A 12,951-nucleotide genomic window follows, 5' to 3' on the forward strand; every position below is an offset into this window, starting at 1 on the left:
CTTCAAACAGATCAAGAATTGTTTTTCCCTGAGGCAGCGATCTGTGTGTGGCATTGAAAGTGTTTAGTAGTTGTTCTTTCTCTGCAGTGCTAAGAATATCGATGGTGTAAACCGGTTGAGAGGACGGCAGCAGTAGCATATGCAGCAAGGTGTCAAAATGCCTGAGCAGATTATTGATCACGTGTTCGGGGTAAAGGTCTTGCCGGTAGTCTAGCGACAAAGTCAGATCCTCTTCCTCTGCATAAGCCAACAGGTGGAAAGCAAGATCTTCCTCCTGTTCGCCGCTGTGGATATATTTAATGAATGAGCTTAGTCCACCGGGGCCTGCCTCATACGTATTCTTTTGGAAGGAAAACGTGATGTTATAGATATTGCCTTCCGTGTTAAGTGCTTCGAGTATATCATACAGCGGGAACCGCTGATGCCTGTAGCACGCTTTCAGTTCGTCCTTTATCTGAATGAGCAATTCGCGAAAGCTTACATTTCCGGGCTGGGAGAGTGAAAAGGGAAGTATATTCACACAAGTGCCGATGGTCCTTTTCAGCTGTTTATTATAGCGGTTGAAAACCGGCAAACCTATAACTGGTACCGGATTGCCATAACAGCTGTTCAGGACAAAGATGACAGCTATGAAATAATGGAAAGCAGTACAATTATATTGTTCACAGTATTGTTCTATCTGCCTGTAAATTTCTTTTTTTATGGTCAGTTCTTTCCGTGCAGAGGTGAGTGAGCGGGAAGAAGTAGTGGGTGCACATGACCGGAACGCTGTTGCCGTTCCGCTATTCCTTAGCCGGTTGATCCAGTACGATCTGTCGGCGGCATAGCGGTCAGATGACCTGTACTCCTGATCTTCCAAGATAAAGGATGCGTATGGATATTGTTCCAGTGCTGCGGTATTTCCGGTGTTGTCAGAAAAAGCGGCATATAATGAAGAAACGTTGCGAAAGAACAAAGACATTGAATACCCGTCAAAGATGAGATGATGCGCTTTTGTATACCAGTAGTAGTCATTGTTTTGGCATTTAATGATCCTGATCTTAAGCAGGTTGGCACTTACTGTGAAGGGCTCGCGCATGTCTTGCTGCATCCAGTCCTGTACAGCGTTCGAGGGATCCGTACTTTCTGATAGATCAACAGATGCAATATCATATTTGATAAATGCCATATTGCTCTCCAGCGGCAGCTCATTAAAGGCGTAGTATCCAACGCTTATTACATCTGCATCATTCAATACGGTTTTGATCGCCCTGATCAGAACTGATACATTTAATTGTCCCTGAATGAGGGCATATCCACCGATATTGTACAGGGACGAATCTGCATATATATTTTGGGTCAGCCAAATTGTTCTCTGGACACTCGCTAAGTTTTTCATTTGTGGCATTAGTTTGACGGCGTAAATGAATCCCTCCCTTTACCATGTAGTGGTGAAAGACATTCAGTTACGAAATAGGGTTGTTATGTGCCATGGCCATGGCCGCAAAACATGCAAAGCAAATATGGAAAGGGTACAATTATTTTGAGGATCAGAAACGGAAATACCGGTTAAATCCGTCTCTGTATCAAAACACCAATAGATAATTAATTTCTTATTTTTTGATAATTGTTGCTCTCAGGTTCCGCGTACCGCCTATATTCAATAGGCCTGAACTTATAACTCTATCAAGTTAGGCACAGCGGAAAAGTAAAACGTGAAATCTGGATTTATTTAGTGAATAATAATAGCTGGAAAAATGAATGCCTGAATAGGATTTTTGTTAACATAAGGGTTCGTTTTTTATGGGTTCTGATTTAAGGGTTTAGATTCAAATAGATAATGACCGTAGTTTGGTGGTTGAATATTAACAATGCATTGCTACATTGATATCTTCTGTTAATGGCTATCTGATATTAACGCTTCGGGTATGATAAAAATACAACTTTTTGCTAAAAAACCAAATTTGAAATAGAATTTGTGAGAAAGCGTTATGATGGAGATTTTTTCATGTACGCATAAAAAAGCGGCGCATTGTATATGCTGCCGCTTTTATGTTTTAATTATCTATTGTAGTACTACTGGTATTGTATGTACACCGGTTGCGGCTTCAGCGCCAGCACTTCTTCCGGTGTCATGATCCGGCTGCCTGGCTGACGAAAGTCGTTTTTATAGAAGAGCTTGAAACCGGCAAATTGCACTGGTTCTCTTTTTATAAAAAGTTGGTAGGTGGTTACTTTATGCGGAACGCCGCCCCATCCGTCCATGTCCATCACGATCTGTACCTCGGGGCGCAGCGCAATCTTACTGTAGTTGGTCACCATACCCTGGGTAAAGCGGTGCACGATCAGGATCTTGGGCGGAATATTACTTTCCTTTACCAGCTTTGCCAGGTATTCGGCGGCGTAATTAATATCTGCGGCATCAAAGGTGCCTATCTTCTTGCCCGGCAGACTGCTGTCCTTCATGGAGAATTCAGGGTCAATGCCCAGGTGCACATTCGGCATGCGCAGGTATTTTTCCAGCAGGGGTATTTCTGCCTGCAGGTTGCTTAAGCCTACCTGTATGTCAATGAATACCAGTGCATCTATTTTTTTTGCTGTTTCCAGCGCCTTATCTATCTGGCCAAAAGGCATGCGCAGGCGGTATTTGCGGTCTTTACCCGGGCTTCCCTGCGCTGTTACGGCAATATAGTGGATCGCAGGAACAACGCTCATGGTAGTGTCAGCCTTTTCCCAGGCAGCTACTTCACCTTTCAGTTTGGCCAGCATTTCCTCTTCGGGTAATTCCCCAAGTATGCCCATACGTTTTGAGTAAAAATTTCCATAGTAGGCCACAATGCGCTTGAAAGGAAGAACAGCGCCCGGTAAAGGGTACACGTTTTTCACCTTTGCATTGAATAGGGAATCACCGCCAAGGATCTGTTGCCATTTCTGGTTATAAAGGGTAGAATCCAACGGTGGTGTTGCAGGTGTTGTTTTATTAATACTGCTGTCTGCAACAGGCAGGCCGGCTGCAGATATGGTGTTCTTTGTATCCCCGAAAGTTGTTCCGCATCCGGATCCCAGTAATACATAAGAAGCAAAAGATATGGCTAAGGCAAGGGGCACCTTGGGTGCATTCGAATAGTTGGCGCGCAATGTATTAAAAAATTTACGCATAAATATATTAAATTGTTTCATATTTCCATCAGGGGTGATGAAAAAATAATACCAGTACCGCTAACTATTTTTTTAAAACTTATTTAACCGTTTAGTGAATATGTAATCTAAATTCCCGTTATTTAAGCAAGGATGCGAAGTAAATGGAGTAAGATATTTAACTACACTGTTATATGTGCGGCATTATTGCTGATAGTATGGCCTGGCCCTTGTTTGAAAGCCCAGTCTGTAAACGTGCATGGTGTAGTGGTAGATTCGGCTACAAAAACGCCGGTTCCCAATGTGCACGTCATCGCAGAAAATACCCGCTTTTCAACCCGCACAGGGCCCGATGGACGGTATTCCCTCCGCATTACGGGTGGTAACATCCTGCAGTTTTCTGCCGATGGATTCTTTACCCGGAAACACGTGCTGGGGAAATCTTACCTGCAGGAGGTCAATATCTTCCTTCCCCGGAGGGAAAGACACCTGGCCACCGTGGTGGTTAACAGTAAGCGGCGCCATTACAGCAATAAGAACAACCCGGCGGTAGAACTGATCAGGAAGGTCATCGCTCACAAAAAAGAGAACGACATCGGCGCCTATTCCTCTGCCAGCTACCGGCAGTACGAAAAACTGTGTATGTACCTGGACGGGTTCCCCGACTGGGCCACCAAAAACAGGCTCATGCGGCAGTTCCGGTTCGTTTTTGAAAATAAAGACTCCCTCAAGGTAAAGGGAAAGGAACTCATACCCCTTTACATCGAAGAAACCGTCAGCCAGAACTACTTCCAGCGGGAGCCCGAAAAAAAGAACCAGGTTATAGAAGGGCAGAAGAAGGTGGACTACGGCGAGTACATCGACACCCATGGCGTCAGCGCCATCCTGAACCGCCTATATGAGAACATTAACATCTACGATAATCTGATCGTGGCCTTCACCCGCCAGTTTATCAGTCCCATTGCAGATGCCGCACCCGCTTTTTACCAGTATTTCATTGAAGACACGCTGGTGGAGAACGGCACGCCGCTCGTCAGGCTTTCCATCAACCCACGTAATAACAACGCCCTGGTTTTTACAGGAACACTCTATATTACCCTGGACGGGCGTTATGCCGTACGCAAGCTGGACCTGCACACCAACAAAGACATGAACCTGGGCGTGGTGCGTAGTTTCTCCGTGATCCAGGATTTTGAGGAAGATACCCTCACCCATAAATATCACTTAAGCTATTCTGACGTAGTTACCGATTTTGGGTTAACCAAAGGCACGGCAGGCATGTACGGAGAACGATTGGTATTGTTCAGTGATTTTACCAGCGGGCAGCAGTTTCCCGATAGCGTGTTCAAAAAGGACTATACCCGCGAATACATTCCGCTTTATAAGCCCGATAGCTTCTTTACTGCCTACCGGATGAACACCCTTTCCGATGCGGAAGCCCGTACCTACTACAATATTGACAGCCTGCACAACATGAAATCCTATATCCTGTATACCGACCTGATCCGGTTCTGGTCTACAGGGTATAAAGCGGCCGGACCAGTAGACATTGGCCCCGCATACGCCTTCGTGGCTTATAACCCCATAGAAGGCTGGAAGCCCCGCCTGGGCGGTCGTACCAACACCAATTTCAGTACCCGTTACTTCCTGGATGGATACCTGGCCTATGGCCTGCGTGATAAGCAATTCAAATATTACGGCAGTGTGGCCTACTCCCTGAACAACCGCTCTATCTACAAATACCCGATGCATTTTGTAGAATTCAGCTATCGCCACGATACCAATGTTCCTGGTGCGGGCGATGACTATGTAGACGATAATCCCCTGCTGTCTTTCAGCACCGGTTCAGCCACCCGTTACCTTTACAACAATATTTTCCGGGGAGAGTACACTTACGAATTTGCCAACCACATAGGCCTCAACCTGGGCTTTAAATACCGGGAACAACGGCCTGCCGGCAGCCTCGCATTTGTGAAGAACAACAATACGGTACAGGATACTGTCAGATCCCTTACCACCAACGAGGTGTTTGCCGTGTTCCGCTGGGCGCCGCATGAACAATTTTACCAGAACAACGGTTACCGTTTTGCCATCCGCAACCGCTACCCGGTATTTTCGCTGAGCTACACCCACGGCTTTAAAACTGCCGCCAGCGATTTTGGTTATGACCGCGTAGACCTGGAGATCACAAAAAGGGCTTATTGGGCGCCTTTCGGCCATACGGATATCAGGCTGGAAGCAGGCGGTATTTTAGGAAGGCTGCCCTGGCCCCTGCTGGTGATCCACCAGGGCAACCAGAGCCTGGGCTATTCCAGGAGAGGCTATAACCTCATGAACAGTTTTGAATTTGTATCCGATCATTATGCAGGCATCAGCATCAACCACGCCTTTAAAGGCTTTTTCTTTGACCGCATCCCGCTGCTGAAGAAACTGAAATGGCGCGAGGTGGTCACCGGCAGATTGCTCTATGGCGGTCTGCGGGAGGAAAACAGACCGGGCAACGGCAATGTGTTTCAGTTTCCGCTTACCGAGAATCGCCTGTCTACCTATACGCTGAACGACGGGCCCTATTTTGAAGCAGGTGCGGGTATTACCAATATCTTTAAAATACTGCGCATAGATATAATCAAACGCTTTACTTATCTCGATCACCCTGGTATCCGTTCCTGGGGTATCCGCTGGGATCTGCGTTTTGAACTGTAGGCAAGGCCCGTTTTGCGAAGGTTAATTTTCGTAAATTATCCGGCAAATGCTGCTAAGCACGGATAAAGATTAATACCTAAGTTAGCTCTTATGCAAAACTTCACGTCAGTTATCAGAAACCTCCATTTAAAACAGCTCTGCTGCGCTTTAGGCTGCCTGTTCATCATCAGCACCTGCAAGGCACAGGGCCCGGTAAACAAAACTTTTACCCATGCCGATACCCTCCGGGGCAGCATTACGCCTGAACGCGCCTGGTGGGACATTCTACGTTACGATATTGCGGTAAAACCGGATTATATCAGTAAAACCATCAGCGGCTCCAGCACCATTACCTACAAGGTGGTGAGCGATAACAAAGGGCAGCAAATGCAGATCGATCTGCAGGAACCGCTTATCATAGACAGTGTGCTGTACAACAGCTCCGCTCAGCTGAGCTTTACCAAAGAGGGCAATGCCTGGCATGTGAAAGTGCCTGATCAGCAAAAAGCCAGCGACGGCCAGGTGACGGTTTTCTACCACGGCCAGGTTAAAGAATCTACCCGTCCGCCATGGTCTGCCGGCTGGACCTTCACCCAGGATTCCCTCGGACGTCCCTGGATGACCGTTACCTGTCAGGGCGGTGGCGCTTCTGTATGGTACCCTTGTAAAGATCACCAGAGCGATGAGCCGGATAATGGCGCTTCACTCACCATTACTGTTCCTGATACGCTGGTAGCTGTTGCCAACGGCCGCCTGCAGTCAAAAAAAGTTAACGGCGATGGCAGCGCCACCTACAAATGGGCGGTGGCGAATCCCATCAGCACTTACTGCATCATTCCGTACATCGGTAAATATGTAAACTTCAGCGAAAAGTATAATGGTGAAAAAGGTCCGCTGGACCTTAACTACTGGGTGCTGGACTATAACCTGCAGCGCGCAAAAGGCTATATGCCGCCACAGGTGCACAATATGCTCGAAAGCCTCGAGCACTGGTTTGGCCCATATCCATTTTATGAAGATGGTTACCAGCTGATAGAAACCTCGCACTCCGGTATGGAGCACCAGAGCGCTGTTTCTTACGGTAATGGCTACGCTTTTGGCTACCGCGGCCGCGATGGCTCAGGCACCGGCTGGGGCATGAAATGGGATTTTATCATTATCCATGAAAGCGGCCACGAATGGTTTGGTAATAATATCACTACCAAAGACCTGGCAGACATGTACGTGCACGAAGGTTTCACCAATTACAGTGAAACGCTCTTTATAGACTACATCTTCGGTAAAGATGCCGCCGATGCCTATAACGCCGGTATCCGCAGGGGCATCCGCAACGACCGTCCCATTATTGCCCATTATGATGTAAATGACCAGGGCAGCGGCGACATGTATCCTAAAGCTTCCAATATGCTGCATGCCATCCGCCACGGACTGGATAATGATGAACTGTTCCGTCAGATCCTCCGCGGACTGAATAAAGACTTCTATCACCAGACGGTCACCAGCCGCCAGGTAGAGGATTATATTTCTGAAAAAACAAAACATAACTACAGCAAGGTATTTGACCAGTATCTGCGTACCACCCGGATCCCGCAGCTGCAGCTGCGTTGGGATAAGAACAAAACAAAGGTGTCCTACCGCTGGTCCAATTGTGTAAAGGGTTTTGACATGCCCCTGGTGTTGCAGAACGACAAAGCGAAAGTAAAGATCGTTCCTACGGAGCAATGGCAGCAGCTGACCCTCAAAGCCAATGAAGCGCCTTTGTTTGATACCTCGGCCATCGTCAAAATGTACTACGTAACTACCGCCCTTGTTAACCAGCTATAAGAATAAGGTAAAATTTATTCAGTTTTTAAGCAATAATTCCGGGATCTTTCCGGAATTATTGCGTTTAAAAACAATCGGTTTATATCTATGAAAAATGTCTTGGCCTCAGGGCTGGTGTTACTGGCCCTGCTGCTGCCCGAAAAATATGTGGCGGCGCAGGCAAACGAGGGGGTACACGAAACGTCATCAGATTACCAGGCGCCTAAAGATCCGCTGGTCATTAAGAAGCTGGAACACTGGCAGGATCAGAAGTTTGGCTTATTTATGCACTGGGGCACCTACACCCAATGGGGCGAGGTGGAAAGCTGGAGTATCTGCCCGGACGATTGGGTAGTGCGTAAAGGTCCGTACAGTGCAGATTTTTTTGGTTACAAAAAAGCATATGAAGATCTGCAGCATACCTTCAACCCGGTAAACTTCAACCCGGAAAAATGGGTGAAAGCCGCCAAAGCAGCCGGTATGCGCTATGTGGTATTCACTACCAAGCATCACGATGGATTTTGTATGTTCGATACCAAACAAACAGATTACAAGATCACCAGTCCCAATACACCGTTCTCCAAAAATCCACGCGCCAATGTAACGAAAGAGATCTTCGACGCTTTCCGTAAGGACAGCTTCATGATCGGCGCTTATTTTTCCAAGCCGGATTGGCACAGCCAGTATTTCTGGTGGTCTTACTATCCACCGAAAGACCGGCATGTGAACTATGATATTAAAAAGTATCCGGAGCGCTGGAAAAAATTCAATGAGTTCACCTACAACCAGATCGAAGAATTGATGACCGGCTATGGCGGTGTAGATATTCTCTGGCTGGATGGCGGCTGGGTAAGGCCCGGTGGCCGTCAAAGCATTGATATGCCTGGCATCGCCAAAATGGCACGCAGCCACCAACCCGGACTGATCATCGTTGACCGAACCGTTCCCGGTGAATTTGAGAATTACACCACACCCGAACAGTCTATTCCCGATAAGCCATTGCCCTATCCCTGGGAAACCTGTATGAGCATGGGAGACTCCTGGAGTTATACGCCTGCTGATAGAATGAAGCCGTCCAAAGTATTGCTCTCCAACCTGGTAAAGATCGTTTCCAGGGGCGGTAACTACCTGCTGAACATTGGCCCCAGCGATAAAGGGGATTGGTCGCCTGAAGCCTACGAGCGGCTGAAAGACATCGGTAACTGGATGAACATTAACGGCGAAGGCATTCACGCCTCCCAGCCTGTGGCTCCTTATTCAGAGAATAATATCTACTTCACGAAGTCTAAAGATGGCCAACACCTTTATGCCTGGTACATTGCGGAGAATGACAAAGTGCTGCTCCCTTCAGAGATCTCTTTCCGGGTAATAGAAGCCAGGAAGATCAGCAAGGTAGCATTGATGGGAAGACCGGAAAAGCTGAAGTGGCACTTTGAGAACGGCGTACTGACTATCAAGGTGCCCGCCAACCTGCAAAAGCAATCAGGCCTGCAATACATTGCCGGTTTTAAGATAGATACTACTATATAACCTGAAATTGACGGGCAGACAGGGCGTCTGTACTTATAAAGCGACAGGCGCCCGCCCGCTGATATCTTTCTCTTCTTTTATAATAACCCTTAACTTTATAATAATTTAACCGCCTGTTAATATCTGGATCATAGTTTGTGTGTTGATTTGAAAAACGATGTTCTGATGAGATACCGGCTTTGGGTTATTGCCTTGTTCCTTTCTCTGGCTGCCACTGCTCAGCCAGCCTACGACAAGAAGAGAAATATCTTTATCATCACCACGGATGGCTTCCGCTGGCAGGAGGTTTTCAACGGTGCAGATGCCGCACTGCTCAGGCCTGAATTTGTAAAGGATACCGCCATGATCCGGCAGCTTTATTGGGATGACTCTGCTGAGATCAGGCGGGAAAAGCTTATGCCTTTTTTCTGGAATGTGATCGCAAAGCAGGGTTGCCTCTATGGCAACCGACGCTGGAACAATAAGGTAAATGTGCGGAACTTCTACAAAATATCCTATCCCGGCTACAGCGAGATGCTGACCGGGTTTACCGGTAACCGCTTTGTGGGCAACCTGCCGGTAGTGAATAAGAATACCAACGTACTGCAGTTCCTCAACCAGCAAAAGGACTACCAGGGCAAGGTAGTGGCTTTCAGTTCCTGGAATGTATTTCCTTATATACTGAATGAGCGCTCCGGCAGTTTTGATGTCAATGCAGGCTATGAACCACTGGAAAACAGCGGCGATACCGCCGCCCTGATCAACCGGGTGCAAACCTATATCACTGACAGGGGCAACACCCGTTATGATATGCTCACCTGGCTGAGCGCGCAGGAGTACATCCAGCGCAATCATCCCAAAGTAGTTTACCTCGGCTTTGGCGAAACCGATGAATGTGCCCATGATGGCCGTTACGACCTGTACCTGCAGAAGGCTGCCGATGTAGACCGGATGATCGGCGCGCTCTGGTACTATGTACAAACTGATCCCTTCTATAAAGACAATACCACTTTTATCATCACTACAGATCATGGCAGGGGAAAGAACCCCGCCGCATGGCAAACCCACGGCTTCTGGGCTAAAGGCTCCGGCGAAATATGGCTGGCCATCATAGGCCCGGATATATATCCCGGCGGAGAGATCAAAGAAGAGCAGAAGATCTGGCAGCAGCAGATCGCTTCCACTATTTCTATGCTGTTGGGAGAGGAGTTCGAGGCGGAGCATGCGGTAGCGCCGCCGATACAGCTAAAGAGCAGGGAACTTCTGCAGGCGTCGCTTAACGGTACTGCCCAGTAAAGCAGCACTTACCTCAACGTAAGCGCTTACCTTTTGTATACTACGCACGGTCCTGTTGATCATAGGGGTATTTTTGCATAATAAAAAGGAGACAAGGACGATGAAAAGGAAATTGGCAAAAATATATACTCCCCCCGATCAGCCGGGATTCCTGGGCGCCGGTCATATTGCCCGTGCAGTGGTGCAGCTTCCCTTTCCCGAGAGCGATCCCTTTATTATACTGATGGACGATATGCTGGATAAACAGGATGATATACCGGTTGGCGGTCCTCATCCGCACGCCGGCGTAGAGATTGGCTCCCTGTATTTGGAAGGTGAGCTGGGCGAGCCGGAACATCATTTAAAGAAAGGGGATTTTGAGATCATGATGGCAGGCAGCGGTGTGGTGCATACAGAGACCATTGCAGAGAAAACCAAATTGCGCCTGCTGCAAATGTGGATGAGCCCTCCTAAGAAAGACCGGCACGCATTGCCACGCCTGCAGCGTTTACCTGCTGCACATGTACCGGTTATTGCAGATGAAGGCGTAAACATACGCTTGTACAGCGGTGCGCTGAAAGGGGCAGCTTCTCCTGTACATACCTATACGCCGCTGATAGTGGCAGAGATCACCTTACAGGCCGGGGCAACTACTACGCTGGACATACCTGCCAGCTTTAATACTTTTCTATACGTAATAAATGGCAGCATAAAAGCAGGAGAGGACCAGCAACCCTTAAACCAGGACCAGGTAGGCTGGCTGGATCTGTTTAAAGACGACAGCCAGAGTGAATTGACCATCACAGCCGGCGATGCGGGCGCGCGCATGGTATTGTATGCCGGTAAGCCAACAGCCAGTGAGGTAGTGCTGCACGGTCCTTTTGTTGCCGATACGGCGGAAGATATCAACCGTTTGTATGCGGAATACCGGCGCGGTAAAATGCAGCACATCTTATCCGTGCCCGAAGCACAACGAATCACCTGGTAGTTCAGGAATTGTCAATAGTAATACACTTTATAGACTGTGTAACAGTTGTAGGTTAAAAACAACAGCCGCTCTGATCTCCATCAGGGCGGCTTTTTTATATTTCTTCGCTCCCCTTATTACCGCCATGTCTAAACGGAATTGTATTTCGTTGGGTTAAAGCTTCACTTTCGTCTAAAAGAGTTTTTACAGCAATCCCTTTATACGAGTTTTGAGTCATCAAAGCAGGAATGATCAACAAGTAAAAAAATAACAATCACCACAGTACGGATCTTTCTGGCAGATGAAACAAGATCTTTTGAAAATAGAATTTGGTGGTGTAGATACGGTCATCTTGTCGAAAAAAATTTTACAGGGTAGCGTTTCACCGGAATTTTAGGACACAATCAAAATCGACAATATAATCATGGCTTTTTGTTATGCCATGATGGCAAAGGAAGCTTCCGGTTTAATACTGAAAGGCAAATACATCCGGCAGTATGGTGAATGTATCGGCAAATCAATTGTGATAAAGAACGACTGCTATGAAGCCCGGCTGATGAGGTTCATTGTTGAAGCTGGGGTTATACGATCGCTTTCCTTCGCTTATCCGGTATTCATAATACCTGTACGTCTGCCCGGTTCTATACATGCTTGTGTTGGGAAAGAATACTGTCTGCCGCAGGATATTTTCATCGAGAAATGGTATATGGTCTGTTAATGCTGTAGTGCCTGAGGCGGTCTGTTACCTGGTTATAGGGCAAAACCGGCATTCTCAGCAGATAGAAGTCGAACGGCTCGAATTGGCTCATAGGCTGGGGCAAGGTTTATTTTAAATTCTCTGCTAAAGATATTATCTTTCGAGAACTCTGCATTCAGAGCCGGTTTATTATTTTAATCATTTATAGCTTTTTTCCTCAAACCCTATAGACGTGGAAAATCTCGCCCTGACCTTGATTTACGTGCATGCATTATTTGGCGGCATAGGCCTCATTAGCGGCATTGCAGCCATTACCTTAAAGAAAGGAAGCCTCCCGCATAAACGGAGCGGTAAGGTTTTTTATTATGCGATGATCATCAGTTCCCTGGTATCGCTGGTAGTAGCACGGATGCCCGGCCATGAAAATCTCTTCCTGTTTTTAATCGGCGTATTCACGGTATACCTGGTTCTGGCGGGCAACCGCGCGCTGACCTTAAGGTCCGGCACGAAAAGCAATGCAGATATGACCGATAAAACGATATCGGGTGTTATGCTCCTTGCCTCTGTACTGATGCTGATCATCGGTATTGTACAAAAGGTTCGCCATACAGGCGGCAATGAACTGCTGTTTATTTTCTTTGGTGCTTTTGGCCTGTACATGGCCTTAAATGATTTTCGCACTTTCAGGACCTTCAGAGAACGTAAAAACGCCTGGCTCAAAAGTCATCTGGGTAGAATGGTTGCTGCCCTGATAGCCTCTATAACAGCCTTTATGGTGGCAGGGCTCCACATGCAGACGCTGATTGCCTGGACCCTGCCAACCATCATCGGTACGGGTTACATTGCGTATTGGAATATCAAAATGAAGGAACGGGTTGTCGCACCGGTTCCCGGTAAATAA

At 47.3% G+C, this 12,951-nt stretch carries 9 protein-coding genes; 7 read left to right on the forward strand and 2 right to left on the reverse strand.

What is annotated here, in order from left to right:
- Together Q0577_RS03415 and Q0577_RS03420 are read right to left on the reverse strand one after the other, a co-directional pair.
- A partial coding sequence (locus Q0577_RS03415) for a condensation domain-containing protein (RefSeq protein ID WP_298732819.1) occupies window positions 1–1,378 on the reverse strand: 1,378 nt, incomplete at its 3' end.
- A gap of 677 nt (window positions 1,379–2,055) precedes the next feature.
- The gene (locus tag Q0577_RS03420) at window positions 2,056–3,138 is read right to left on the reverse strand and encodes a hypothetical protein (RefSeq protein WP_298732821.1); all 1,083 of its coding nucleotides are present in this window, start codon (window positions 3,136–3,138) and stop codon (window positions 2,056–2,058) included.
- A 132-nt stretch (window positions 3,139–3,270) separates the two neighbouring features.
- Between Q0577_RS03420 and Q0577_RS03425 the strand changes: the two genes are divergently transcribed.
- From Q0577_RS03425 to Q0577_RS03455, 7 genes are all read left to right on the forward strand, one after another.
- A complete protein-coding gene (locus Q0577_RS03425) occupies window positions 3,271–5,820 on the forward strand; it encodes a DUF5686 family protein (protein WP_298732822.1) in 2,550 nt (849 codons plus the stop codon).
- Window positions 5,821–5,910: 90 nt separating this feature from the next.
- Complete coding sequence (locus Q0577_RS03430; protein ID WP_298732824.1) at window positions 5,911–7,623, forward strand: M1 family metallopeptidase; 1,713 nt, start codon at window positions 5,911–5,913, stop codon at window positions 7,621–7,623.
- A gap of 87 nt (window positions 7,624–7,710) precedes the next feature.
- Window positions 7,711–9,132: an alpha-L-fucosidase gene (locus tag Q0577_RS03435; RefSeq protein ID WP_298732826.1), complete on the forward strand. Its 1,422-nt coding sequence runs from the start codon at window positions 7,711–7,713 to the stop codon at window positions 9,130–9,132.
- A 165-nt stretch (window positions 9,133–9,297) separates the two neighbouring features.
- On the forward strand, window positions 9,298–10,407 hold the full coding sequence (locus tag Q0577_RS03440) for an alkaline phosphatase family protein (protein WP_298732828.1): 1,110 nt from the start codon (window positions 9,298–9,300) through the stop codon (window positions 10,405–10,407).
- Window positions 10,408–10,507: 100 nt separating this feature from the next.
- Entirely contained in the window at window positions 10,508–11,374 is an 867-nt protein-coding gene (locus tag Q0577_RS03445; RefSeq protein ID WP_298732830.1) for a pirin-like C-terminal cupin domain-containing protein, read from the forward strand.
- A gap of 403 nt (window positions 11,375–11,777) precedes the next feature.
- Window positions 11,778–12,071, forward strand: coding sequence for a hypothetical protein (locus tag Q0577_RS03450; protein ID WP_298732832.1), 294 nt, complete (start codon window positions 11,778–11,780; stop codon window positions 12,069–12,071).
- A 211-nt stretch (window positions 12,072–12,282) separates the two neighbouring features.
- On the forward strand, window positions 12,283–12,951 hold the full coding sequence (locus Q0577_RS03455; RefSeq protein WP_298732834.1) for a hypothetical protein: 669 nt from the start codon (window positions 12,283–12,285) through the stop codon (window positions 12,949–12,951).

The organism is uncultured Chitinophaga sp. (genome assembly GCF_937898475.1).
GTDB lineage: Bacteria > Bacteroidota > Bacteroidia > Chitinophagales > Chitinophagaceae > Chitinophaga.

What these genes read in the sequence shown, in the direction of transcription:
- Q0577_RS03420 (WP_298732821.1), bottom strand. Translation starts at nt 3,138, where the DNA reads ATGCGTAAATTTTTTAATACATTGCGCGCCAACTATTCGAATGCACCC.
- Q0577_RS03425 (WP_298732822.1), top strand. Translation starts at nt 3,271, where the DNA reads ATGCGAAGTAAATGGAGTAAGATATTTAACTACACTGTTATATGTGCG.
- Q0577_RS03430 (WP_298732824.1), top strand. Translation starts at nt 5,911, where the DNA reads ATGCAAAACTTCACGTCAGTTATCAGAAACCTCCATTTAAAACAGCTC.
- Q0577_RS03435 (WP_298732826.1), top strand. Translation starts at nt 7,711, where the DNA reads ATGAAAAATGTCTTGGCCTCAGGGCTGGTGTTACTGGCCCTGCTGCTG.
- Q0577_RS03440 (WP_298732828.1), top strand. Translation starts at nt 9,298, where the DNA reads ATGAGATACCGGCTTTGGGTTATTGCCTTGTTCCTTTCTCTGGCTGCC.
- Q0577_RS03445 (WP_298732830.1), top strand. Translation starts at nt 10,508, where the DNA reads ATGAAAAGGAAATTGGCAAAAATATATACTCCCCCCGATCAGCCGGGA.
- Q0577_RS03450 (WP_298732832.1), top strand. Translation starts at nt 11,778, where the DNA reads ATGGCTTTTTGTTATGCCATGATGGCAAAGGAAGCTTCCGGTTTAATA.